General features: G+C 69.7%; 22 protein-coding genes and 1 riboswitch. Of the genes, 6 read left to right on the plus strand and 16 right to left on the minus strand.

The annotated features are described in order from the left end of the window. Positions 1 to 107 precede the first annotated feature (107 nt). Positions 108 to 1367 carry a HupE/UreJ family protein gene (locus HNR13_RS20980; protein ID WP_343063649.1) on the minus strand — a complete coding sequence of 420 codons (1260 nt, stop codon included), beginning with the start codon at positions 1365 to 1367 and terminating at the stop codon, positions 108 to 110. 167 nt (positions 1368 to 1534) lie between these two features. Between HNR13_RS20980 and HNR13_RS20985 the strand changes: the two genes are divergently transcribed. Next, positions 1535 to 2209 carry a type 1 periplasmic-binding domain-containing protein gene (locus HNR13_RS20985; RefSeq protein ID WP_179608880.1) on the plus strand — a complete coding sequence of 225 codons (675 nt, stop codon included), beginning with the start codon at positions 1535 to 1537 and terminating at the stop codon, positions 2207 to 2209. Positions 2210 to 2256: 47 nt separating this feature from the next. Here the strand turns inward: HNR13_RS20985 and HNR13_RS20990 are convergent, their stop codons facing one another. Continuing rightward, complete coding sequence (locus HNR13_RS20990) at positions 2257 to 2532, minus strand: MerR family transcriptional regulator (RefSeq protein WP_179608881.1); 276 nt, start codon at positions 2530 to 2532, stop codon at positions 2257 to 2259. A gap of 413 nt (positions 2533 to 2945) precedes the next feature. Here HNR13_RS20990 and HNR13_RS20995 point away from each other — a divergent pair, with 413 nt between their 5' ends. Next, positions 2946 to 3371 carry an Hsp20/alpha crystallin family protein gene (locus HNR13_RS20995; RefSeq protein WP_179608883.1) on the plus strand — a complete coding sequence of 142 codons (426 nt, stop codon included), beginning with the start codon at positions 2946 to 2948 and terminating at the stop codon, positions 3369 to 3371. 151 nt (positions 3372 to 3522) lie between these two features. On the opposite strand, the gene HNR13_RS21000 is transcribed toward HNR13_RS20995, so the two are convergent. After that, positions 3523 to 4635, minus strand: coding sequence for a 5-methyltetrahydropteroyltriglutamate--homocysteine S-methyltransferase (locus HNR13_RS21000; RefSeq protein WP_179608884.1), 1113 nt, complete (start codon positions 4633 to 4635; stop codon positions 3523 to 3525). 194 nt (positions 4636 to 4829) lie between these two features. Between HNR13_RS21000 and HNR13_RS21005 the strand changes: the two genes are divergently transcribed. The 4 genes from HNR13_RS21005 (at position 4830) to HNR13_RS21020 (ending at position 10012) form a co-directional block, all read left to right on the plus strand. Continuing rightward, positions 4830 to 5666 carry an alpha/beta fold hydrolase gene (locus HNR13_RS21005; protein WP_179608885.1) on the plus strand — a complete coding sequence of 279 codons (837 nt, stop codon included), beginning with the start codon at positions 4830 to 4832 and terminating at the stop codon, positions 5664 to 5666. Between the two features lie 375 nt (positions 5667 to 6041). After that, the gene (locus HNR13_RS21010) at positions 6042 to 7640 is read left to right on the plus strand and encodes an SdrD B-like domain-containing protein (RefSeq protein WP_179608886.1); all 1599 of its coding nucleotides are present in this window, start codon (positions 6042 to 6044) and stop codon (positions 7638 to 7640) included. Positions 7641 to 7722: 82 nt separating this feature from the next. Continuing rightward, positions 7723 to 9507 carry a sigma-70 family RNA polymerase sigma factor gene (locus tag HNR13_RS21015; protein ID WP_179608887.1) on the plus strand — a complete coding sequence of 595 codons (1785 nt, stop codon included), beginning with the start codon at positions 7723 to 7725 and terminating at the stop codon, positions 9505 to 9507. Positions 9508 to 9688: 181 nt separating this feature from the next. Continuing rightward, positions 9689 to 10012 carry a hypothetical protein gene (locus HNR13_RS21020; RefSeq protein ID WP_179608888.1) on the plus strand — a complete coding sequence of 108 codons (324 nt, stop codon included), beginning with the start codon at positions 9689 to 9691 and terminating at the stop codon, positions 10010 to 10012. A 91-nt stretch (positions 10013 to 10103) separates the two neighbouring features. Here the strand turns inward: HNR13_RS21020 and HNR13_RS21025 are convergent, their stop codons facing one another. From HNR13_RS21025 to HNR13_RS21080, 13 genes are all read right to left on the minus strand, one after another. Further along, the gene (locus tag HNR13_RS21025; RefSeq protein WP_179608889.1) at positions 10104 to 10265 is read right to left on the minus strand and encodes a hypothetical protein; all 162 of its coding nucleotides are present in this window, start codon (positions 10263 to 10265) and stop codon (positions 10104 to 10106) included. Beyond that, positions 10262 to 11044, minus strand: coding sequence for an MgtC/SapB family protein (locus tag HNR13_RS21030; RefSeq protein ID WP_179608890.1), 783 nt, complete (start codon positions 11042 to 11044; stop codon positions 10262 to 10264). Before HNR13_RS21030 ends, HNR13_RS21025 begins: the two co-directional genes overlap by 4 nt. A gap of 33 nt (positions 11045 to 11077) precedes the next feature. Beyond that, positions 11078 to 12319 carry a magnesium transporter MgtE N-terminal domain-containing protein gene (locus HNR13_RS21035; protein WP_179608891.1) on the minus strand — a complete coding sequence of 414 codons (1242 nt, stop codon included), beginning with the start codon at positions 12317 to 12319 and terminating at the stop codon, positions 11078 to 11080. 41 nt (positions 12320 to 12360) lie between these two features. Next, positions 12361 to 13998 carry an Nramp family divalent metal transporter gene (locus HNR13_RS21040; protein ID WP_179608892.1) on the minus strand — a complete coding sequence of 546 codons (1638 nt, stop codon included), beginning with the start codon at positions 13996 to 13998 and terminating at the stop codon, positions 12361 to 12363. A gap of 212 nt (positions 13999 to 14210) precedes the next feature. Further along, a riboswitch (M-box (ykoK) riboswitch) is annotated at positions 14211 to 14379 on the minus strand. A gap of 175 nt (positions 14380 to 14554) precedes the next feature. Continuing rightward, entirely contained in the window at positions 14555 to 15466 is a 912-nt protein-coding gene (locus HNR13_RS21045; protein WP_179608893.1) for a hypothetical protein, read from the minus strand. A gap of 16 nt (positions 15467 to 15482) precedes the next feature. Beyond that, entirely contained in the window at positions 15483 to 16841 is a 1359-nt protein-coding gene (locus HNR13_RS21050) for a hypothetical protein (protein WP_179608894.1), read from the minus strand. A 52-nt stretch (positions 16842 to 16893) separates the two neighbouring features. Further along, a complete protein-coding gene (locus HNR13_RS21055; protein WP_179608895.1) occupies positions 16894 to 17727 on the minus strand; it encodes an ABC transporter permease subunit in 834 nt (277 codons plus the stop codon). Next, on the minus strand, positions 17724 to 18641 hold the full coding sequence (locus tag HNR13_RS21060; RefSeq protein WP_179608896.1) for a carbohydrate ABC transporter permease: 918 nt from the start codon (positions 18639 to 18641) through the stop codon (positions 17724 to 17726). The genes HNR13_RS21055 and HNR13_RS21060 overlap by 4 nt, the downstream gene beginning before the upstream one ends. 66 nt (positions 18642 to 18707) lie before the next feature. Further along, positions 18708 to 20015, minus strand: coding sequence for an ABC transporter substrate-binding protein (locus HNR13_RS21065; protein WP_179608897.1), 1308 nt, complete (start codon positions 20013 to 20015; stop codon positions 18708 to 18710). A 187-nt stretch (positions 20016 to 20202) separates the two neighbouring features. Then, positions 20203 to 20511 (minus strand): PQ-loop domain-containing transporter, encoded by a 309-nt coding sequence (locus HNR13_RS21070; RefSeq protein WP_179608898.1) that lies wholly within the window; start codon positions 20509 to 20511, stop codon positions 20203 to 20205. Further along, a complete protein-coding gene (locus HNR13_RS21365; protein ID WP_218881286.1) occupies positions 20508 to 21659 on the minus strand; it encodes a M20 family metallopeptidase in 1152 nt (383 codons plus the stop codon). The genes HNR13_RS21070 and HNR13_RS21365 overlap by 4 nt, the downstream gene beginning before the upstream one ends. Further along, complete coding sequence (locus HNR13_RS21370; protein ID WP_218881287.1) at positions 21656 to 22660, minus strand: ketopantoate reductase family protein; 1005 nt, start codon at positions 22658 to 22660, stop codon at positions 21656 to 21658. Before HNR13_RS21370 ends, HNR13_RS21365 begins: the two co-directional genes overlap by 4 nt. Next, positions 22657 to 23469 (minus strand): SDR family oxidoreductase, encoded by an 813-nt coding sequence (locus tag HNR13_RS21080; RefSeq protein WP_179608899.1) that lies wholly within the window; start codon positions 23467 to 23469, stop codon positions 22657 to 22659. The genes HNR13_RS21370 and HNR13_RS21080 overlap by 4 nt, the downstream gene beginning before the upstream one ends.

A 23469-nucleotide genomic window follows, 5' to 3' on the forward strand; every position in this document is an offset into this window, starting at 1 on the left:
TGGTGATCTGGTGAGGTGTCCGCGAACCGCGGATTCACCCACCGTCTCGGGCGAGTGTGAATCCTGAGTGAACTCTCAGAGTTGTGGCGATGGACCGGGTGCGAAAGTCACCCCCATTCGAGGCCCAGTATTCTGCCGACGAACCAGAACAGGGCCACGACGGTGACCACGGCGGCGATCGCGATCCCGACCCACAGTGCGGTGCGCGGGGTCCGCCTGCGCAGCAGCAGGAGCAGCGGGAAGACGACGGCGATGCTCCCGAGCTGCACGGCCTCGATGCCGACGTTGAAGACCAGGAGCGACCACAGCAGCGTCCACGACCACGGCTCGTCGATGCCGAGCGCGCTCGCGAAACCGAGGCCGTGGACGAGGCCGAAGAGGAAGACCACCGCGAGGCGCAGCCCGTCCGCGCGCGTGAGGCCGAGCGGCCCGGCCGGGGTGGGCACGAGTTCCGGCGCGAGCTCCCCGGACGGCAGCACCCGCCTCCGCACCGTCCACAGGTACCAGGCCGCGACGACGGCGATCGAGAGGGCGATGACCGGTTCGACCACGGCGGCGGGCACGGTGACCAGGCCGAGCGCGGCCAGCAGGAATGTGATCGAGTGCGCGACGGTGAACGTCGTCGCGGCGAGCACCACGTCGCGGAGCCGGCGGGAGCCCACGATCAGCGCCAGCAGGAACAGGATGTGGTCGATCCCGCTCAGCAGGTGCTCCGCGCCGAGCAGGAAGAACTCCCCGAAGCGCTCCCCCGCGGTCTGCCCGGTGGAGAACGACGGGTGCTGCGCGTCGAGCGCGGCGCTGCCGTCCTTGTCGTCGATCGCGTACGTGACGATGGTCTTGGTGCCCGTGACGTAGCCCTCGGCGTCGGGGAACAGCCCGCTGCGCACCTCGTGGCCGGAGCCTCCCGGACAGGCGTGGTCGAGCACGAGGGTGGCGTACGGCACCCCATCGCGCTCGTGCACGGCGATGTCGCCGACGCGGGCCGCCTCGCACCGGGCGCCGCCGGCGCTCACGGCGAAGCGGCCGGTGACGTAGGCGGTGACGCTGTCGGCGTGGTCGTTCATCGCGGTCGCCTCCTCGCCGGTCTGGAAGAGCTCGGTGCCCTGGTCGAAGAGGGCCCGATCCTTCTCGCTCTCCGCCGCCGAGACCACGAGCAGGTCGTACTCGAGGTCGAGCGCTGTGCGGACCACGCCGTCGGCTCGTCCGGTGACGTCCACGTACGCCACGGACGAGAAGCCGTGGGCGCTCGCGTTCGCGGCCGGGAGCAGGACGGCGAGGGCGGCCAAGGCGGCGACCAGGACGCCCAGGATGCGGGCGCGACGACCGCGACGAGGGTGGGGATGGAGGCGAGGGAGGGTCTGGATCACGGGCACAACGTCCCGGAGCCGGGTGAACGGGTCGGGGCCGGGACGCGAACGCCGGGGAACGCGCACCCCCTCGGAGGCCTCCCGTCGCCCGAAGTGTTTGCCTCCCGTTCACCGGCTCACGGCCCCGCCGTCATCGGTCGGCCCGGCCCCTCGGCGAGCCTGGGGGCATGCCCCGCCTCCGTCCGCTCACGCTGCCGCTTGCGGCCCTCTTCGCCGCCGTCGCGCTGCTCGTGTCGGGCTGCGTTGCGCCCGCGCCCGCGCCTGTCGGCACCGGGCCGTCCGGCGTCCACCCGCTCGGGAGCGGCTTCCTCGGCGGCGTCGCCACGCCGACGCCGGAGGCGACGATCGAGCCGGAGCGGGGTTCCTGGGCGGGCGTGGAGCCGCCGGGCGGCTACAGCGTGGTGCTGCTCAGCGCGGGCGACGACCGCGCGACCTCGACGCTGGTCTCCGGCGTCACCCGCTGGGCGCAGCAGCGCGGCGTGACGATCACCGCCGTCACCGCCCGCGGCGACGACGAGGTCGAGGACCGGTTGCTGCGGGCGATCGCGGCCTCACCGGACCTCGTGATCGGCGCCGGCCCGGACGTGGTCGACGTGTTCTCTCTGACCACCGCCCAGCATCTGCACCAGCAGTTCCTCATCGTCGGCGCCGAGCTGCCGGAGCCGACGGCCAACGTCACCTCGGTGATCTGGGCCGGAGCCAGCTTCCGCGGCACGGGCATCAGCGTGGACGGCGACATCGACCCGGCCGCGGTCACCGAGCGACGCGCGAGCGACGCGATCTCCGCAGGAGTGGCGAGCGTGCTGCACGGCCTGACCGGGATCGTCCTGCACCTGCGCTGAGCCGGACCGCCCGCTGCGCGGCACTGCGCTCGTCGGAGCTCCGGCCGTCAGCCGTCGAGGCGACGACGGAGGTCGGCGTTCTCGGCCTGCAGCACGAGCACGCGGCCGACGCCGGCGAGGTTGATCCCGTCGCCCTGGAGCAGGGCCACCTGGCGGATCGCCGCGATGTCGTCGTCGCTGTAGCGGCGCGTGCCGCCCTCGGTGCGGGCGGGCGTGACCAGGCCCTTCTCCTCGTAGAGGCGGAGCGTCGCCGCGGGGAGCTCCGTCAGCTGCGCCGCGACGGCGATGCTGTAGAGGGGAACGCTCCCCGACCGGTCCGTCATCCTCAAAGTTTGCTGTAAATCGGAAGTTTTGTCAAGCGATGGGTGTATCAAATCTATAGCAGACGCTGTAGGTAATCTCATTGGTCAGCAGGATGGGAGGCTCCGAGATGCAGACGGCGATCGAGACGGCCACGGCAGGGTTCGCAGACCTGATCTGCTCCGACCCGGATTGGGTGGAGGCCGAATTCGCCGCACTCGTCGCCCGCTCCCGCTTGGAGCCTCCCGTCCGCGTCGGCGTCTCGGGCCCGCGACCGTCGGGCCCGAAATTCCCGGAGTCCGCCTGGCCGCGCCGGTGGAGTCCGGAACAGCGGCGGAGGCTCCCCGCCTGGCGCATCCGGGCAGTGGCCCGCTGCCCGCCGACGCGGCAGCGATCTGCACGCAACCGCACACCCCGATGAAAGGAGATCACACCCATGGCCATGTCGTTCGATCCTTTCAGCCAGCTGGACAGGATCGCTCAGAGCGTCTTCGACACCAGCCGCCAGCCGCGCATGATGCCGGTGGACCTGTCGCGTGAGGGCGACAAGTACCTGCTCAACGCGGACCTCCCGGGCATCGACCCCGGATCCATCGACATCGACCTCGACGGCCACCTGCTGAGCATCCGCGCGCAGCGATCCGCGGGCGAGCGCCAGAACAGCCGTTGGCTCCTCCAGGAGCGGCCGTTCGGCAGCTACCTGCGCCAGTTCACGATCGGCGACGACGTCGACACCGAGGGCATCAGCGCGAGCTACGACAACGGCGTGCTCAGCGTCCTGATCCCGATCGCCGAGAAGGCGAAGCCGCGCAAGGTCAGCGTCGGATCGGCGTCGGAGACGCACAAGGCCGTCACCGCCTGACCCTCGGCCCGGGCGAGCGGGCTCCACGCCGGTGCAGGCCGGACCGCATGATGCGGGCGGCGCGCCTCGCTCGCCACGACCGCAGGCCATCCACCATGACCGGGCGGCCGCCCCCGACCGGGCGGCCGCCTTTCGCTGTGCAGGGCGGGGATCAGCCCCAGACGTCGGCGGCGATGTCCACGACCTCGCGCACCTTCGCCCACTGCTCCTCGCGGGTCAGCAGGTTGCCTTCCTCGGTCGAGGCGAAGCCGCACTGCGGGCTGAGCGCGAGCTGGTCCAGGGGCGCGAACTCGGCGGCCTGGTCGATCCGGCGCTTGATGACGTCCGGGTCCTCCAGCGCACCGGTCTTCGAGGTGATCAGCCCGAGGACGACCCGCTTGTCGCCCTCCGGCAGGAAGCGGAGCGGCTCGAATCCGCCGGCCCGCTCGCTGTCGTACTCGAGGAAGTACCCGTCGAACCGCGTGTTGCCGAGGAGCTGCTCCGCGACCGGCTCGTAGCCGCCCGACGAGATCCACGTCGACCGGAAGTTGCCACGGCAGACGTGCGTGGTGACCGTGAGGTCCTCCGGCTTGCCGTCGAGGATGCGGTTCAGCATCGCCGAGTACCGTTCGGCGATGCCGTGCGTCTCGATGCCCCGGTCGCGCGCCTTGGCGAGCTCCGCCTCCGAGCACAGGTAGGCCCAGGCGGTGTCGTCGAACTGCAGGTACCGCGCTCCGGCGTCGTAGAAGGCACGGAGGGCGTCGCGGTAGGCGCCGACGAGGTCGTCCACGAGGTCGTCGCGGCCGCCGTACGCCGACGGCGCGATGTGTCCGGGCTCCAGCCGGAAGTCGAGCACGGTGGGCGCCGGGATCGTGAACTTCGGCACCGCCCCGGTGGTGCTCTCGACCAGCGCCTTCAGCGACCGGAAGTGCTCCAGGAACGGATGGTCGTCGCCGAACCCGATCCTCCCCGACACCTCGAGGCCGCGGGGCTTGGTCTGCACGCCCTGGAACTGGATGCCGTGATCGAGCTCGACCACCTCGACGCCGTCGAGCAGCCCGAAGAAGTCGAAGTGCCACCACGCACGCCGGAACTCGCCGTCCGTCGCGACCTGCAGGCCCGCCTCCGCCTCACTGAGCATGAGCTCCCGGATCGCGGCGTCCTCGACCGCGCGCAGCCCGTCGGCGTCGAGCGCGCCCGACGCGAACCTCTCGCGGGCGGCGGCGAGCTCGGGCGGACGGAGGAAGCTGCCGACGACGTCGGCGCGGAACGGCAGAGTTGGCATGTCACGAGGCTAGCCGATCGGTTTCGGCCCGAAGGCCGCGCGTCGGCGCTAGACGTGGACACGTCTTCTCGACAAAAGTAGGACCGTCGCGGATGGGTGCAGCGCTTGTCGTGAAGGCGCTCTCCCCCGTCGACAGCAGAGAAGCCCACTCGTCGCACCGCATTCGGTGCGACAGGAACCCGGAAGGTCGTTTCATGCCCTTTGTCACCACAGAAGACGGTGCGGAAATCTACTACAAGGACTGGGGCAGCCAGGACGCCCAGCCCATCATGTTCCACCACGGCTGGCCGCTGTCCTCCGACGACTGGGACGCCCAGATGCTCTACTTCCTCGGGAAGGGCTACCGGGTGATCGCCAGCGACCGGCGAGGCCACGGTCGCTCATCTCAGATCGGCACCGGTCACGACATGGACCACTACGCCAGCGACGCGTCCGCGGTCGTCGAGCACCTCGATCTGCGCAACGCCATCCACATCGGGCACTCGACCGGCGGCGGCCAGGTCGCACGGTACGTCGCGCGGTACGGAGAGCCCCAGGGACGCGTCGCGAAGGCCGTCCTGGTCTCCGCGGTGCCCCCGCTGATGGTGCAGACCGACGCCAACCCGGAAGGCCTTCCGATCTCGGTGTTCGACGGGTTCCGCGATGCACTGGCCGCGAACCGGGCCGAGTTCTTCCAGGCTGTGGCCGCCGGGCCGTTCTACGGGTTCAACCGCCCGGGCGCCACCGTCTCCGAGCCCGTGGTCGCCAACTGGTGGCGCCAGGGGATGATGGGCAGCGCCCTCGCCCACTACGAGGGCATCAAGGCCTTCTCGGAGACCGACCAGACGGAGGACCTGAAGGCGATCAGCGTGCCCGTCCTGGTCATGCAGGGCGACGACGACCAGGTCGTGCCGTACAAGGATGCGGCGCTCAAGCAGGCCGAGCTCCTCCAGAACGCGACCCTCAAGATCTACGAGGGCTACCCGCACGGAATGCTCACCACGCACGCCCACGTCATCAACCCCGACCTTCTGGCCTTCATCCAGGAGTGACCACCGCTCGACACGCGGAAGGCGCACCCGAGGAGTCCTCGGGTGCGCCTTTTCGCTTCCTGTCGATCGCTGCGAGCAATTCACCCTGAGAATCACCCCAGTGTCGCGTCATAGCGAAGGGGTCATCGCGTCTCTCGGGTGAACCACGTGTGAGTTCCCCTCCGTTGCGACGGCCCCGAAGCCGTCGCGGCGCCCGCGCGCCCCGAATGCGTGCGGCCGTCGAGGAGGGCCGCTACCCGTTCTGCCGAGGCGTGTTCGTCGCGCCGCGGAAGGACCGCTTACCCGAAAGCAGCGAAACCCGAGATGCATCACCCTGCCCTGCGCGGCGCCCGAGCCGCCACAACCCCCTGGCCGACGCGGATTATCGCATCGCTGGTGGCCGTCCTCCTCAGCCTGACGGGGCTCGCGGCCCTCGCGGCTCCCGCGGACGCCGCCGAGATCCCCGGAGCGATCACGAGCGTGAAGACCGACAAGTCGTCGTACGGCTACAGCGAGCGCCTCCGCCTGGACTTCACCTGGGCGGTGCCGGACGGCAGCGCCCCCGGCGACACCTTCTCCCTCCAGCTCCCCGCCGCGCTGAGCGCCGCGAGCCTCGCGCGGTTCACCCTGGCCGCCGCCGACGGGAGCCCGGTCGCGACCGCCGCGTGGAACGGCAAGACCGTCGTCTTCACGCTCACCGACTACGTGGCGACCCATCGCAGCGTCGGTGGATCCGGATTCCTCACCGCACAGTGGGACCACAGCGTCGTCACCGAGACCGGCGGCCCCGTCGTCCTCACCTTCGGCACGAGCGTCACCACCGTGGAGATCGCACCCAAGCCGACCCCGCAGCCGACGGACCCCGGCACCTCGCAGCCGTCCCCGCCGCCGACCCAGCGCGGGCTCTGGAAGGGCGCGGGCTGGGCCGACGGCTCGTACGAGGGCACGCGCGATCCCAGCGACAACATCAACTGGCTGGTCGAGCTCCCGGGCAACCCGACCGGCTTCACCGGCCCCATCGACATCGTCGACCACACCGGGCAGGGCAGCGCCATCGACTGCGCCTCGATCCGGATCACCGCGCGCGCCGGCCTCGCGGCAGGCACCCCGACGACGACGCTCGACCCGTCCCGCTCCACCGTGACCTGCGCGGACGGCACGCTCCACATCGTCCTCGACCGGATCAAGCCCGACGAGTTCATCGACGTCCGGTACAAGGGCACGATCACCGACCAGGGCCTCGGCAGCTACTCCAACGCCGTCACCGTGACGGCGCCGGCGCAGACCTGGACCAAGACCCAGACCATCAAGCGGACCGCGGCGGGCGGCGTCGGGAGCGGGACGCAGTCCGTCTCGGTCGGCGACTACGTGTGGCTGGACACCGACGCGAACGGTCGCCAGGACGCCGGCGAGCACGGCATCCCCGGCGTGACGATGGTGCTGACCGGGCCGACTGGAGGACCGGTGACCGACATCGACGGGCACGTGGTGCAGCCGACCGTGACCGACGCGGGCGGGAAGTACCTCTTCTCCCGCCTGCCCGTCCTCCCGGCCGGGCAGCACTACACGGTCACGATCGACAAGGACGCGTCGGCGAAGGCGCTCAACGGGCTCACGCCGACGCTGGAGCACATCGGCGACAGCGCAGGCGACTCATCGACCTGGACCGCGACGTCCACCGACCTGACGACCGACGGCGCAGCGGACCTCACGCTCGACTTCGGATTCACGGCGAAGGCGACGCCCTCCGGCCCGCTCACCACCCCGAGCGCCCCGGCCACGCCCGCCAGCCCGGCGGCGCCGGCCGCGGCGCCGCCCGCGCCGCCCGTCGACCCCGCGGCCGGCGGAGCGGGCGACACGGTCGTGCTCGCGCACACCGGTTCAGATGTCGCCCTCCCGATCGTCGCGACCGTCGTGCTGCTGACGCTCGGTCTCGGCGGGGTCCTGCTCGGCCGGCGCCGCCGTCCCTCCCACCGGGGCAGGGTGCACAGCTGATCGCTCCGACCATCCTCCGAGGGGCGCCCGCGAGCGGGCGTCCCTCGGATTTGCTAGTTTCTAGGCTCCGAGAGGAACGGGAATGACGTCGTACGACTCCTTCTCCGATGTGGAACTGATCGAGCTCGTCCGCGGCGGAGACAACGCCGCCTTCGGCGCGCTCTGGGAGCGACACAACCGGGCGGGCGCCGTGGTCGCACGCTCGGCGACCTCCACGGCGGACCCGGAGGACGTCACCGCGGAGGCGTACGCGAAGATCCTCACCGCGATCCGGTCCGGAGGCGGTCCGACCAGCGCCTTCCGGCCCTACCTCTTCACCACGATCCGCAACATCGCGACCTCCTGGGGCCGCTCGCGACGCGAGACTCCGCTCGAGGACGCCGACGCGCTGGAGGACCCCTCGTTCGAGGAGGACGCGGCCGTCGCCGCGCTCGACCGCTCGTTGACCGCCCGGGCGTTCCGCAGCCTCCCGAGCCGGTGGCAGGAGGTGCTCTGGTACAGCGAGGTCGAGGAGATGGCTCCGAAGGAGATCGGTCCGCTGCTCGGCATGAGCGCGAGCGCTGTCGCCGCCCTCGCCTACCGGGCCAGGGAAGGTCTGCGGCAGGCGTGGATCCAGGCGCACCTCGCCACCGTGTCCGCGGACTCCGAGCACCGCTGGACCATCGACCACCTCGGCGCCTACGCGCGGAAGAAGACCAGCAGGCGGGAGACGGACCGGATCGACGCCCATCTCGCCGAGTGCGCCCGCTGCAGCATCGTCGCGGCCGAGGCCGAGGAGGTCGGCTCTCGGCTCGGCCTCGTGCTGCTCCCGCTCGTCGCCGGCATCGGCGGCGCGACCGCATACACCGCATGGCTGCACGCGGGGACGGGCTCCGCGGCCTACGCACTCGGCCCGGACGGAGTGGCCGCCCCGGCCGGGACCGCCACGTCCGGCGGGTCGGCGACGGCCTCCACCTCCACCCGGTGGGCGCTCGGCGTCACCGCTGCCGCGGTCGCGGCGGCGGTGACCATCGGCTTCGTCATCGGGCCGGGGATCGCCCAGAGCCTGTTCGGCCGCACCGCGGTCCCCTCGGCGCAGGGGCCGGTGAAGGAGCCGGCGCCTCCGGCGGACCCCGCTCCGGCCGACCCGCCGCCCGCGACCACTCCGGCCCCCGCTCCCGCGGTCCCGGAGACCCCGCCGCCGGCCCCGGTCGCACCGGCGGCGCCGGCCGCTCCGGTCGTCTCCGCCCCGGTGGCGCCGGTTCCGGTGGCGCCGCTTCCGGTCGTCGCACCGCCGGCCGCCCAGCCGACGACACCGACGGCGCCCACGACGCCGACCACTCCCACAACCCCGACGCTCGCCGCACCGGTCATCGCCGGCGTCGACACCGGCTCCGGTCTCTACGCCGGCCTTCTCGCCCCGATCGTGTCGGGGACCTCCGCCCCTCGCGCGACGGTCACGCTCTTCGACCACGGCGTGAAAGCGGCGGAGGTCACGGCAGACTCCGCAGGGGCGTGGATCTCGCCGGAGCTGACGAGTGTCCGCCCGGACTTCTCGATCACGGCGACGCAGACCGGGACGGCCGGCGACGTCGCCGGCGTCACCTCCCCCGCATCCCCGGCGACAGCGGGCACCGTGACGGTGCCGCTGGTCACGGCGTCGGGTGGCGTGGGCTCTGTCTCCGTCCGGGTCCACGGAGTCCCCGGCACGACGGTGCGCGTCGTCGCCGACGGCCACCCGTCTCCGTACACCTACGTGCTCGACAGCCTCGGCGACGGAGCCGGCAGCTACACCTCGATCATCGTCGGCCCACGCCGCATCGGCGCGGCCTACGAGGACGGGCAGCGGCACGGACTCGTGGCCGACGTCCCGATCGTCGTCCAGTGATCGCGCCGCGGGCCCTCTAGTGGCGCCCTTGGGGTGAAACCCAGGGTGAATTCGAGGAAACCGCGTCATCGTCCGGCACCTCGCGCGTCCCTTTACCGACGTGCCTCGCGCTGCTGACCCGAACTTCCGCGCGGGGCACGTCGACACCCACCCCACCCGCTGCGCTCACCCGAAGAGACCCATGTCGACCTCCCTCCCCTCGACCGCGATCCCGAAGCCGCCGAGACTGCACCCGGCCCCGCCATCGCTCCACCGGTTCCACCGGCCGACCCCCGGAACCACGGCCTCAGTCGTCGTCGCGACCGCGAGATTCCTGACCACGCTCGTCGGAACCGACGTGCTGGCGTCGATGCCGGCGAACCGCGCCGTCCTCTCCGACCTCCTCGACCTGGAAGTCACGGAGCACGGCTATCGCCTGCTGGTCGCCCCGATGATCGGCGGCCCCCGTCCGACGGACGAGGAGGTCTTCGCGCACACGTCCTGGTGGTTCGGGCAGCTGCCGTGATCAGCGCTCGGTCGTGGTAAGGAGTCTGCGTGCGCGCCTCCCCTTGACGACTTCGCCGGCTCATCCGGCGGCGGAGACGGACTGATCGGCCCTAGTGCTCCGGCGGCTTCCGGGGCCGTCGGCTCGCGTGGTCGAGCTTCGCGTGCGCGCGGCGGACGCGCAACGCGTCGGTGAGCGCGAGCGCCACGGTCAGGCCGGCCACCACGAGTCCGATGGTGAGCGGCACCAGGGCGCGGAGGTCGAGGTCGTTCATGCGTCACCCCGCCTTCTGAGGAGCGAGCGGAAGCCGAGCCGGCCCTGGTCGAGGGGCTGGACGGGCACGGGTTCGGGGTCCTCCGAGCGCCAGGAGGCCTCTTTGATGCCGTCTTCGAGGGAGATCGCGGTGATCACACTGTCGAGCAGCGCCGGCGCCGCGCCTTCGATGAGGACTTCGGCGTCGAGCCGGGAGAGCTCGTGGCCTTTCTCCGTGCTGGCGTCGAGGTGGCTGCTCATGGCGTGGACGATGATGTCGGGTTCGCTGAGCAGCTCGCTCAGCCGCGCCCGGACCTCCGGCTCCCGTGCGTCGTCGACGAGCACCGTGAGGGCGTAGGCGCCGATGGTGTCCGTCTTGGCCACGGGCGCCCGATCCACCAGCCGGCCCAGCGGCCGGAGCAGCAGGTGGATGGCCAGCACGATGCCGGTGGTGGTGAGCGCGGGGACGACGTGGCCGCCGGCGGCCTGGCAGCCCACCGCGGCGGAGCACCACAGGGTGGCGGCGGTGTTCAGGCCCTGCACCGTGAACCCCTGCCGCAGGATCACGCCACCGCCGAGGAACCCGACGCCCGAGACCACGTACGCGGCCATCTGCAACGGCGCCTGGGGCACGTTCGCCTGGATGCCGAAGAGGACGAACGCGGCGGCGCCGACGGCGACGAGCGATTGGGTGCGGAGCCCGGCGGTGCGGGAGCGGTACTGGCGCTCCAGCCCGATGAGGAGGCCGCAGCCGCCGGCCAGCAGCAGCCGCAGCAGGTAGTCCAGGTCGGTGATGCTCACGGTGCTGCTCCTTCAGGGGTCAGGGGTCGCGGGTCAGGGCGTGCGGGTGCGGCCGCGTTCGCGCCAGTCGTCGGGGATGGACTCCTCGAGGGCGTCGTCCACGGTGATGATGCCGACGAGCTCTCCGTCGTCGGCGACGACGGGCACCGACAGCAGGTTGAAGTCGGCCATCGTGTTCACCACCGCGACGACGTCGTCCGAGGGGGCGACCGCCACCGGCTCGGTCTCGGCGATCTCCCGGACGGGCGTCTGCGGGTCGGCGCGGAGGAGCTCGATGAGGCCCACGGCGCCGATCAGGCGGTTCTCGGCGTCGACGACGTGGACGGTGGTGAGCGCCTGGTCCTGCATGCTCGCGTCGCGCACCGCCTCCACGGCGTCGCCGGCGCTAGTGCCGGGCGCGACGGCCAGGTACTCGACGCCCATCATGCCGCCGGCGCTTCGGTGCTGGTAGCGCATCAGCCGCAGCACATCCTCCCGCTGCGTGGCCGGCAGCGCATCCAGGACGTCCGTCCGCCGATCCTGCGGGAGATCGAGGATGGCGTCGACGACGTCGTCCGCGTGCATGCGGCTCAGGACCGCCGCGATCTCCGCGGTGTCCCTGCCTCTGAGCACGCGCGCCTGCTCGTCGTCGTCGAGCTCTTCGATGACGTCGGCCTCCAGCTCCGGGTCGCCGTGCAGGTGCTCGAACAGGTCGGCGCGCTCGCTCTGGGTCGCGGACTCGATGACATCGGCGATCTCCGCGGCCCGGAGTCCGTCGAGCCGGCGGAAACGCGAACGCAGAGCCGCCGACGGCGCGTGACCGATCAGAGCGTCGAACGACTTCCAGTCCCGGACCGGATGGTCGCGCCGGCCACGCCACAGCGGCGCGCTGACGTCGACCCCCGTGGCCACCCAGCCCTGGCCGTCGTACCGGATGGCGATGTCGTAGGCGCGGACCAGCCGGGCGTGCTCGACATCGACCAGGCGGTGTCCTAGTACGGCCTCCTTCAGCAGCACCTCGCCGGGGCGCCGCTCGAACGGCCGAAGATCCAGGCGGGCCGTGCCGAGGGTGATCGACCCGTCGCCGAGCTCGGTGACGCTCTCGGCCGGGACGAACACGGCCCTGCCACCGACCCGCGCCACCAGCCCGGTCACGGCCGGGTAGCCCTCGGGTCCCAGACGGACGATCACATCCGCCAGACTGCCGATCTGGGTGCCGCGCCCGTCACGGATCGGGCCGCGCAGCAGGCGGGAGAGCATCACCGGAGTGCCGGCGTTGATCACTGCGTCGTTCATGACATCCACGTCCTTTCAGCAGAAGTATGCAGGTGAGCAGGTCAGTGGCCGAGGGCCAATTGCACGACCCGGACGATGACCAGGATCATCGCGATCAGCAGGTACCCGCGCAGGACGCTCAGCCCGAGCCGGCGCCCGGTGGACAGCCGCGGCGGGCTCAGCAGCGCCAGCGGAGGCATCCGCCAGGTCGCCCGGTCGGCGCGCGCGACCGCCGGCGCGGCCGGGACGCGGTGCCGCAGCCGCCAGACGCCGAAAACGACACCGACCGCCGCGGACAGCGCGCCTCCCGCGATGAGGATCATGACGATCTGGCCGCCGGTGATGTCAGGGAAGATCACGCTCGCGGTCAGCACCAGCGAGAGGATCACGAGCACCGCGATCACCGCGGAGGTGAACACGTTCACCCAGCGCCCGTTCACCCACGGGCCCAACACCTCCTTGTCGTTGCACAGCAGCAGCAGGAACACCGTCGCCGACGGCAGCAGCACCCCGGCGAGGACCTGCACGCCCACGGTGATCAGCCCGAGCGGGCTGCCCGGGAGCACCACGATCACGGCGGCCAGCAGGAGTAGCCCGGCGAACACCGCATAGAACCCCTTCGCGTCGCGGACCTTGCGGTGCAGGGAGTGCTTGAGCCCGAGGGTGTCGCCCAGCGCGTACGACGTGGACAGGCCGACCGCGGCCGCGCCGATGATGGAGGCGTCGATCAGCGCGATCGCGAACAGGACGCCCGCGACCTTGCCGACGTACTTCCCGATCCCGGCCGCGACACCGGCCGCGTCGGTGAAGTTGCCGAACTCGGGCTGGCCGGCGCACACCGCGGCCGGGACGGCCATGAGGATCGCGCCGCCGATGACCACGATGACGATGCCCACCCAGAGGTCCACCTTCTCGTAGGCCATGAACCGGGGAGTGATGCGCTTGTCGATGATGTAGGACTGCTGGAAGAACAGCTGCCACGGCGCCACCGTCGTGCCCACGATGCCGATGATCAGCAGCATCACCGTGGACAGCTCCGCCCCCGCCGGGAGCCCCGGCACGAAGAACCCGCGTGCGACCTCGGTGAGCGACGGGTGCGCGAGGAACGCCAGCGGGACCAGGATCAGCGACCCGAAGATCAGGAACATGCACAGCCGCTCGAACCGCCGGAACGATCCCGTGGACGCCGCGGCGATGATCAGCACCGCGGCGATGATGACGCCGGGGATCTGCGGCAGTCCCAGGTAGCTCAGCCCCAGGCTGATCCCGATGAACTCGGTGATGATCGTCAGGGCGTTCAGCAGGAACAGGTCGATGACGCTGAACGCGCCCCAGAACTTCCCGAACCGCTCCAGGATCAGCCGGGCGTGCCCCACCCCGGTCACCGCCCCGAGCCGCAGCACCATCTCCTGGTTCACGTAGAGGACCGGCACCAGCAGCAGCAGCGTCCACAGCAGGCTGTACCCGTAGTTCTGGCCGGCCTGCGTGTAAGTGCCGAACGCGCCGGCGTCGTTGTCGCCGACCATCACGATCAGGCCGGGGCCCACGATCGCGAGAAGCGTCTTCAGCTTCGCGGACAGCTTGGTCCGCGCGGCGTCGTCTCCGAGGGCGATGGTGCCGAAGGCACCCTGGATGTCGCCCACGTGCGCCGAGTCGAGGACGGCGTTCTGCGGAGGCGGGGTCTGCATGGTCGAAGGCATGGCGAATCGCTTTCTCTTCGGCGGCGCGCGAAGAATCGGCGCGCGCCGTCGGGGGCTCGGGCAAGAGAGTGGCCGCGTTGAGCGGCAGGAACGGGTCGGACGGACGCGTTCAGGTCAGGGTGGAGGGAGCGATCGGCTCCTGTCTATCGCACTCGCTCATCGCTCACCTCCCGGTTCGGATCCCGCGTGCCTCCAGGACCGCCGAAACCGGCGGGGCCTCTCCACGTAAGACCTTTGGCACTCCGCGACGTCACCCGGGAACCGGGAGCCAATCGGGGCCACCCCTTAAGCCGGGGAGACCTGTCCTGACCCGTGGCGTCTCTCGACATTTGGGGTCGCTGGCATGTGTTCGCGAAGGAGCCTCAGCTAACGATCGGCACCTACAAACGTGATGGTACACCGAAAATCGCTTATCTGCATCTATATGCAGATGAAGATTTTCGCAGCCGTCGGCGGAGCTTCCACCCCGCCGATTCCACGGCGTCAGGTCGATGGTAGGGCGGTCCCGAGACGGCCGCCAGCAAGCTGAGCCAGGCCTAACCTGGCGGAGTCGCGGTTATCGCTGGAGCGCCGCCCTGAGCTCCCGTCGCGTTGAGCACGATGCTTCACGGAGCCGCAGCGCACGGGCGACAGCACGTGCCGTCGACAACGGGAGGTCAGGGGCTTCCCGCTCACCCGCGTCGCAGCTCGAGGACGTTCCGCACTCGCAGGTCTCGACCGGCAGTGTCGTCAGGGACGGAAAGCGCGGCCCGACGCCACTGAAGTACGCGTCGCGATCGCATTGACGAAGGAGGGCGCGCAGACCGGTCAGCACTGCGTCGACCTGGGAGAACTCCCGGTGCAGCTCGTGATGCATCGCTTCGACGCTGCTCCAGCGATGGTCCTCGGCAGGCGAAGCGAGAGCGGCCCCCAGGGACAGCAGCCGGTTGGCTCGAGCGTCCAGCCGTCGGGCCTGGGCGGAGAACTCCTGATCGATCGTCAGGTAGGCCGCCCCAGCCGCCGGGGTCCGCCTGATCGGCACCAGCCGGTATCTGCTCGCCGCGGTCTCGACCGCTTCGCGCAGTGACAGCATCTCGTAGCCGACCCTGCGGGCGCTCTCCCCGAGCGCATCGGCGAACGAGCGCGCACGCAGGACGTCGACATCGACACCGCCCTCACGCGACAGCAGCTCTGCTGCCGCGATCGGGATGGGTGCCGCGTGCGTCTCCCTCCTGCGAATCAGCCGATCGACGACCGCGCCGAAGTGCTGCGCGGTCGCCTCGGGATCCGCACTGAACATCGACGCGGTCGCGAAGTCGCCGAGGTCGCGGCCGTTGCGGATCTGCTGGCACATGCCGTCGAGTGCCAGCAGGACGGGTTCGGAGCCGGGCAGGTCCGCGCCTCGGCACCGGAGCACGAGCTGAACGACACCTGCCATCGAGCGTGCGACGTGCGGGGTCGCTGTTTCGAGATCTTCGAGCGACAGCATTGCGTTCGTATCCGTTCTATTCGCCTTGCGCTAGCGAAGATTCGACGGCGGCCGCAGAGCGCTCGTGGACCTCCACGAGCAGACCGACCGACTCCGAGACGAGCTCGTCACCTGCCTCAGGCGCCACCTGGCACGCATGCGTGACCTCGTAGCCGCCCTGGTCGTACGCTTCGCGCGTCGGGATGTAGTTGATCGAACCGTTGGTGTAGCCGCTGTAGATCGTGAACGGGAACGGCGACCCCGCGAGGACTCGATCGCCGAGCTCCGTGAACACTTCGCCCGGCGCCGTCACGATGGCGATCCGGGATGTGAGCGCGACTGCGGAGACCGGGGCCTTCACCGGCTTCGGCGCCTCGCGACCCCGGAGCACGGCCAGACCGTGCTGGATGCGCGTCCGCCGGACATCCACCCAATACGCCTCCCCTTCATCGGCGGTCTGTGCGATGAGCTCGAGCTCCTGCAGGGCGTCCTCGGCAGCGGCCTCCGAGCTCGGCAGCAGTTCGGGGAGATCGACGACGACCTCGTGAACGCGCAGGTCGGCGTTCACCGTATCGTCCCTGACCGCGTCGAAGTAGGCCTCCATCGCCTCCGCTGCCAGGAGGGTCCCCAGGCGCTTCGGATTGTTCCAGGTCCAGCTCATCAACCTCGGGTTGATGTCGCCCGCGGCGCCCTGCACGAAGAGCACTTCGGCTCCCGTGGCTTCGCCCAGTACGTCGCGGAGCACTCCGGGGAAGTCGGCCGAGTACTCAGTGCACTCATGGGACAGCGAGACGCCGTGACAGGCATGGTTCACGAGGGCCGCGATCGGTCCCCCGTCGGCATCGTCGATGCGCAGCACAGCGACGCGCGGGTTCATCGGGCCATCGGGATTGTTGCCGAGGATGATGCCGTCCGGTGTGCGCTCTCTCCGGTTGATCCCGATGACAGCGCTGCTCACTCCGTATCGGAGCACAGCGGGGCGGAGCCGGCCACAGGCCTCCAGAACCAGCCCCGCGAGGACGTTGGCGAGGTTCTCGAGGTAGGGGGTCGTCTGGGGCGCGCTCGACGAGACGATCGTCTCCCCCCGGTCGTCGACGACCGGCCCGTAGTGGTTGTGGGAGGTGGAGATGACGATGTCGGTCTCGCGGATCCCGGTCGCGGCCTCAATGGCTCGTCGGATGCGGTCGACCTGGCTCCGCGGGAGGAAGAGCAGGTCGCAGCAGACGACCGCGATCCGGTTTCCGCTTTCGATGACCACGGTGTTGGCGACGAGCTCGTCGTGGGTGCCCGTCGCCTCGCCGCGACCGGCGAATCCGGACATCGGACCTCCGACAGGAGGCGTGATGACGGCTCGCGCTGCTCCGGCGAGAAGCGCGGTCGGTGTGGTGTCGGTCATGTTCCCGTTCTTTCTTCTCGGCTTGTTCGGTGGTTGGTCGTGCGTCCGCGCGTCAGCCCTTGACCGCCCCGCCCGAAACGATGATCGAGTCGAGCAGCTTCTTGCGGCCGATGAGGTACAGGATCACGACAGGAATGATCGCGATCACCGACACTGCGAGGGTGGAGACGTAGTCGGTCGTGTATTGGGACTTCAGCCGGGTCAGGCCGAGCGGGATGGTGAACAGCGAATCGCTCTGGATGACGATGAGCGGCCAGAGCAGGTTGTTCCAGCTGCCGACGAAGGTGAGGATTCCCATCGAGATCATCACCGGCCACGCGAGCGGGAGCACGATCCTCCAGAGGATGCGCCACTCCCCTGCGCCGTCGACCCGGGCGCTCTCGATCAGCTCGTCGGGGATCCCCTGGAGGTACTGGCGCATGAAGAAGACCACTTGCCCGGTCAGGATCCCGGGGATGATGACGCCGGCGTAGGAGTTGGTGATGCCCATCCACCTGGCGAGGATGAACACGCCCACCATGATGGCCGGGAATGGGATCAGAAGCGTCGCGACGATCGACCAGAACAGAATGTCCCTGCCGAAGAACCGTCGCTTCGCCAGCGCGTAGCCCGACATCAGGCCGAGGACGACGGAGCCGACAGCGATGGCGATGCCGATGATCAAGCTGTTCATGACGAGGACGCCGAAGTCGACCGTCTTGAGGCCGCCCGTGTAGTTCTCCGGGTGCGGGGGCTTGGGGATCCAGTCGAACGGAAGCGAGAAGATCGTGCTGTTGCTGTGGAGGGAGGCGGACACAGCCCAGACGAGCGGGGTCAGCAGGATCAGAGCCGCGACAGCGGCGAAGACATACCGGGATGCGGTCCACCCCGTGAGTCGAGCTTTCACCGTGTTCTCCTGTTCCGGCGGGTGATGAGAAGGACCTGAAGGAATGTCAACACCAGTGCGATGACGAGGAGCACAGTCGAGATGGACTCGCCATAGCCCGCGCTGGAGTACTGGAAGGTCTGGTTGTAGATGTAAAGAGGTAGGGTCGTCGTCGCGTAGTTCGGTCCGCCCTGGTTGAGGATGAACGGAGTGCCGAAGTCGGTGATGACCGCGGCCGTCACGCTGATCGACGCGAAGAGGATGGTCGGCGTCAGGGCCGGGACCTCGACATAGCGGAACTGCTGCCAGGCGTTGGCGCCGTCGAGCTTCGCCGCTTCCAGCAGTTCTTCCGGCACCTGCTGGTACCCGGCCATGAAGATCACCGTGTAGTAGCCCGTCATCGCCCAGATCGTCGTGGCGCTCAAGGCGACCATTGCGACGCTCTCGTCCTGGAGCCAGGCGATGTGGGTGCCGAGGATCGAGTTGACCAGCCCGTACTGGTTGAACAGGAGGGAGAAGACCAGCGCCGACACCACGCCGGGCACCACGAAGGGAAGGAAGTAGATCGTCATGAACAGCGCCCGGCCTCGCTTGATGCGGACGACGACCCGGGCCAGGAGGATCCCGCACACGAGAGTGGGGATCACGACTTCGAGCGCGTACTGGAAGGTCCTCCAGAGAGAGCCCCAGAAGACGGGGTCGCCGACCAGCTTCGTGTAGTTGTCCACGCCGACGAAGTTCGGGGGCGCGATCAGCGAGGAGTCGGTGAAGGAGAGGTAGAAGCCGTAGAGCGCGGGCAGGTACACCCAGAAGCCGAAGAACGCGATCGTGGGCAGCACGAGGGCGGTGGTGAAGGTCGCGGCGCGGAGCTTCGAGCCCGCTCGGAGCCCTTTGGCTCGTGACTCCGATGACCGGATCAGCGGGATTGCAGACATGTCGGATTCCTCACGACGTCGGGAGGTGCGGGGCGCCCGGTCCACGAAACCGGGCGCCCCACGTTCTCACTTGTTCAGGAGCGGCTTGATCTGCGCGTCGGCGGACTGCAGGGTGGAGTGCACGTCGGCCTGCTTGAGGATGACGGACGTGAACGCGTTCCCGACGATGTCGTAGATCTGCGACGCGTTGAGAAGGGCTGCGGCGTAGCTGGCCTTCTCGAGCGACGGCTTCCAGGTCGTGGTCCAGTACGGCACCTTGGCCGCGTCCGAGGAGTCGGCGACCGACTTGGTGCCGTCGAAGATGCCGATCTGGTTGAAGTAGTCGAGTCCGGCGCTCTGCAGCGTGTGGATGAACTTCCAGGCGAGCTGGGGGTTCTTGGATCCCTTGGGCACGACCCAGGCATAGCCGTATGCCGTGCTGGCGGTCTTCCCGTCGTCCGATGCCGGGTACTCGGTAGCGATGCTCACGGGCGGCGCGACGTTCGGGTACTGCTTCTGGAGCGAGCCGAGGTACCAGGATCCCGCGGTGAACAGCATCCCGCCCAGGCCTGCACCGTAGGTCTGCCGGTCGGCGCCCACGGCGGCGCCGTTGATGGAGGGCACGGAGGCCTGGCACTTGTACACCAGGTCCTGCACCGTCTGGAACGCCTTCTCGACGGCCGAGGACGTCAGGTTCGACTTCTTGCCGTCGGCGCTGAACAGAGAACCGCCGTTCTCGTGGGCGAGAGCATCGATGAAGAACACCTGCGAGGCCGGCAGGTTCGTCGGGAGGACGACCGCCTGCTGGGTGACCTTGCCGGAGGAGTCCTTCTTCAGGAGCTTGGGGCCCGCCGCGCAGACGTCGCTCCAGGTCTTCGGCGCCGCGACGCCCGCGTCCTGGTACGCCTTCGTGTTCAGCCACGCACCGTAGTTCGAGACCTCGGACGGGATTCCGTAGTAGGAACCGCTGTCCGAGTAGCCCTCCAGCACGCCGTTGAGGTACTTGCTCTTGAGCGCAGCGATGTCCGAAGCGCCGACGGACTTGTAGTCGATCGGCGCGAGCACGTGCTTCGAGAACAACTGCGGCATCTGGTCGTTCGACACGAGGTACACGTCCGGCGGAGAGCCCGCGCTGGCGAGGGTCTGGAACTTCTGCGACTCGGAACCGCTGTCGACGGGGATGACGTTCACCTTGACGTTGGGGTTCGCCTTCTCGAAGTCGGCCACGAGCTTGTTCTCGAGATCCTTCCCCGGACCCGCCGTCGCGGCGAGGTGGGAGAGGTAGGTGATGGTGGTCGGGCCGCTATTGGCGCTGCCCTGCGAGCAGCCGGCGAGGGTGCCGGCGGCGACGAGCACCGCGACACCTCCAGCGACGGCCTTCGTGCTGAATTTCATTGAACGCTCCATTACGTTTCGGACACGGGGGCGACGATGCATCGGCCCACCTGCGCTTGTGATGTGGGGATGTTCTCTTGCTACAGAACCGGTTCTTGTGAACCGGTTCTGTTACCTTAGATGCCTGTCGCCTCGGCGTCAAGCAAGAATTCTGCGAACCTCCGCAGCGAGAGGAAGGTTCGCGAGTTCACCGCCAGGTACGGTCACTCTCGCGCTCGGACGGCGCGCTTTCCACCCGGCGACGAACGAACGCCAGCTTGAACACCATCAACGTCGCGAGAGCGCCGAGAGTGAGACAGTTCGCCGCGACGACCATCGCGTCGCCGACGGCAGCGCCATAGCCGACCCAGAGGGCGACGCCGGTCGAAAGGGCAGCGAGATAGCCCCACGAGATGTCCGCCGCGGATCTGGTGCGCCAGCATCGCGCGAGCTGAGGCAGCCATGCACCCGTGGTGAGGAGGACCGCCGCCCCGCCCAGGAGCTGGAGTACGCTCACACCCGCCTGCCGAACGAAGCGATAACCTCTGCGGCCAGCACCGTTCGGGAGGTGACCTCGGAGACCTCCACCCATTCGCCGCGCGCGTGCGCTCCATCGCCGACGGCTCCGAGACCGTCCAGAACAGGGAGGCCGAGTGCGGCGGCGAAGTTACCGTCGCTCGCTCCGCCCGCAGACGTCTCGTCGACGCTCAGGCCGCGTCGTCGAGCGAGATCGCGCGCCCTCTGGAACAACGCGGCGTTCCCAGCGCTCCGGTCCATCACCGGACGGACCCAGCTCCCTGTCACGCCCAACCGAGCACCGAGGCGGTGTGGCGAGAGTCCTGCCAGCACGCCCTCGATCCGCTGCGCCTCCGCGCGGTCGGCGACCCTGACATCGACGACGGCATGAGCTTCTCCGGCGATGACGTTGCTCCGCGTGCCCCCGCTGACGACGCCCACATTGACGCTCGTACCGGAGTCGAGGTCGGCGGCGGCATGGAGTGTGAGCACGGCGCGAGCCAACTCATCGACGGCACTGACCCCCTTTCGCGGATCCAATCCTGCGTGCGCCTCGAGACCGTGCGCCGTCACCGTGAAGATCCCGTTCCCCTTGCGGGATGTCTTCAACGCGCCCGCCGCGCTCGGTTCGAAGACCAGCACCGCATCGCAATCGTGGACCGCGTCTTCGATGACCGTTCGAGAGGAGGGGGAACCGATCTCCTCGTCGCCATTGAAGACCATCCTGATCGTGGGAAGCGGCGATCCGGCCTGCCGCGCCAGCGCCACGGCCCACACGGCCTGGATCAGCCCTGCCTTCATGTCGAAGGCTCCGGGGCCGGTCAACCGCCCTGCCTGGATCGCGACTGGCCAGTCCGCGAGCGTCCCGCGCGGCCAGACCGTGTCGTAGTGGCAGAGCAGGGCCACAGTCGCGGCGCCCGGATCTCCGGACCGGTATTCGCACGTGAGGATGTCGCCCTGGTCTCCACCGCCGACCACGCGCCGCACGTCCGGCGGGCCGATCGTACGCTCGAGGAACGCCTCCACCCACTCGAGCCCTTCGACCAGGGACGGCCGATGATCGCTCGGGGTCTCGATCCGTATGAAGGTGCAGAGGTCGGCGAGCTGCGACTCGAGCGCGTCAGCCGCCGAAGCGGCCAGATCGGTCACGACCGTCCCAGCTCGTCGAGTTCGAGGAGGGCGTCCTCGCCGTCATCGAGTCGGCCCGCCTCTGCGTCCGCCATCGTCGCGATGAGCCAGCGTGTCAGGGGGACGTCGAGACCGAGTCGCGAGGCCCGTTGGACGACCGGCCCGAACTGGGCGGAGACCTCCGTCCCCCGGCGGTGCACAGCGAGATCCCGCCAGTATCCCGATCGCTTCTTCGCCTGGGTCGCGAGCCAGGCGACCAGGCTGTCGGTCGCGCGGTCCGCGACCGTCGGGCGCCCCAGATAGGCGTGCGGCGCGAAGGCGTCGAAATCCTCGAGTACGACGCCCTCGGCCACAGCGACGCCGAGGATCTCGCGAACCAGAGCATGCATGCCCCGCCGGTGTCGATCGATGAGGTCACCCATGTCCTCGTCGACGAGCGCCGTCGCCGCCAGCATCGCGGCGAATCCGAGCTTCGCCCACAGGAAGCCGGGGACGTTGTCCGAGATGACCGGTCGTCCCCAGCAGCGCAGGTCTGCGGCAAGGGCACGCACCCGGTCGCTGGCGGGACCGCAGTGCTCGCCGAGCGCGATCGCGCCGTGACCGCCGTCCTGGATGATCCCCGGTGCGATGAGATCGGCGAAGAGGTCGACGAAGCCGGCGACTGTGCGCGTCGGACCGACGTGCGCCGCTATGACGGGCTCGAGGAGGCCGTTCTGCAGCGAGGCGACCCAGCCGTCATCCCGGAGCCGGGAGGCGATCCACCGGGAGGCGTTGTCGGTCGCCGGAGCCTTGACGGCGAGCAGTACGGCACCGAGTCGATCCGGCGCGCGGTCGGGCGTCGTAATCGGCACGGGGACGCGGAGGACGCTGTTCGGCCGCCGGATCTCGAGTCCGTCCGCCTGCACCGACTCCACATGCTCCCGGTTCGAGTCGATCAGCAGGACGTCCGAGCCGCCGAGCTGGAGGTACGCGCCGAGCGTCCCGCCGATCGCGCCTGCGCCGATGATCGTGTACTTCGTCATGCGTCCTCCGCCTGTGGGAGCAGGGCGTCCGACCAGGCCCGTGGAAGCCTCCATGCGCCCGTGCTCGTGCCACCGTCGACCCGGACCGTCTGGCCGGTGACCCACGCAGCGTCATCGCCGGCGAGCCAGAGGACCGCCCGCACCACGTCGTCGGGCGTGCCGGGCCTTCCGAGCGGATTGTCGGAGACCGCTGCCGCATATTCCTCGGTCACCGGGTTCAGGCGGCTTGCCACGGGGATGAAGCCCGGCGCCACCGCGTTGACCCGGATCGAATGGCGTCCCAGCTCCAGTGCGGCCGCTCTCGTCGCCGCCTCGAGTGCGGCTTTCGATGTCGAGTAGGCGCTTCCGCCCGGTCTTGACCGGATGGCAGCGCCCGAGGAGATGTTGACCACGTTCGCGCCGCGGTTCTCCTGAACCGCACGCCGGGCCAGCTCCGCGATGAGCAGCATCGGTGCGCGCGCGTTCACTGCCTGGACCCGATCCCAAGCCGCGGCGTCCAATTCGAGGACGTCGATCGAAGGATAGATGCCCGCCGCGGAGACCAGGACATCCACCGGGGCTGCCTCCCACGCCCGCGCGAGCACGTGCCCGGCCGAGGCGGCCACGGCGAGATCGACCGAGAGAGCAGCAGCGATCCGACCGCCCGCGACCTCGACCTCGGTCGCGACGCGCCCGAGCTGGTCGCCGTCCCGATCGACCAGGGTCAGCAGAGCCGACTGCCTTCCGAAGCCGACCGCGATCGCGCGGCCGATCCCATTGGCGGCACCGGTGACCACGACGTGACGAGCCCGGCCCTCCCCGGCGGCCAC

It is taken from the genome of Leifsonia shinshuensis, from assembly GCF_013410375.1.
In the GTDB taxonomy this organism is placed as follows: domain Bacteria; phylum Actinomycetota; class Actinomycetes; order Actinomycetales; family Microbacteriaceae; genus Leifsonia; species Leifsonia shinshuensis.

What these genes read in the sequence shown, in the direction of transcription:
- HNR13_RS21000 (WP_179608884.1), bottom strand. Translation starts at nt 4,635, where the DNA reads ATGCCAACTCTGCCGTTCCGCGCCGACGTCGTCGGCAGCTTCCTCCGT.
- HNR13_RS21060 (WP_179608896.1), bottom strand. Translation starts at nt 18,641, where the DNA reads ATGTCTGCAATCCCGCTGATCCGGTCATCGGAGTCACGAGCCAAAGGG.
- HNR13_RS21370 (WP_218881287.1), bottom strand. Translation starts at nt 22,660, where the DNA reads ATGACGAAGTACACGATCATCGGCGCAGGCGCGATCGGCGGGACGCTC.
- HNR13_RS21045 (WP_179608893.1), bottom strand. Translation starts at nt 15,466, where the DNA reads ATGCTGTCGCTCGAAGATCTCGAAACAGCGACCCCGCACGTCGCACGC.
- HNR13_RS21040 (WP_179608892.1), bottom strand. Translation starts at nt 13,998, where the DNA reads ATGCCTTCGACCATGCAGACCCCGCCTCCGCAGAACGCCGTCCTCGAC.
- HNR13_RS21050 (WP_179608894.1), bottom strand. Translation starts at nt 16,841, where the DNA reads ATGACCGACACCACACCGACCGCGCTTCTCGCCGGAGCAGCGCGAGCC.
- HNR13_RS20985 (WP_179608880.1), top strand. Translation starts at nt 1,535, where the DNA reads ATGCCCCGCCTCCGTCCGCTCACGCTGCCGCTTGCGGCCCTCTTCGCC.
- HNR13_RS21005 (WP_179608885.1), top strand. Translation starts at nt 4,830, where the DNA reads ATGCCCTTTGTCACCACAGAAGACGGTGCGGAAATCTACTACAAGGAC.
- HNR13_RS21015 (WP_179608887.1), top strand. Translation starts at nt 7,723, where the DNA reads ATGACGTCGTACGACTCCTTCTCCGATGTGGAACTGATCGAGCTCGTC.
- HNR13_RS21020 (WP_179608888.1), top strand. Translation starts at nt 9,689, where the DNA reads ATGTCGACCTCCCTCCCCTCGACCGCGATCCCGAAGCCGCCGAGACTG.
- HNR13_RS21025 (WP_179608889.1), bottom strand. Translation starts at nt 10,265, where the DNA reads ATGAACGACCTCGACCTCCGCGCCCTGGTGCCGCTCACCATCGGACTC.
- HNR13_RS20995 (WP_179608883.1), top strand. Translation starts at nt 2,946, where the DNA reads ATGGCCATGTCGTTCGATCCTTTCAGCCAGCTGGACAGGATCGCTCAG.
- HNR13_RS21035 (WP_179608891.1), bottom strand. Translation starts at nt 12,319, where the DNA reads ATGAACGACGCAGTGATCAACGCCGGCACTCCGGTGATGCTCTCCCGC.
- HNR13_RS20990 (WP_179608881.1), bottom strand. Translation starts at nt 2,532, where the DNA reads ATGACGGACCGGTCGGGGAGCGTTCCCCTCTACAGCATCGCCGTCGCG.
- HNR13_RS21065 (WP_179608897.1), bottom strand. Translation starts at nt 20,015, where the DNA reads ATGAAATTCAGCACGAAGGCCGTCGCTGGAGGTGTCGCGGTGCTCGTC.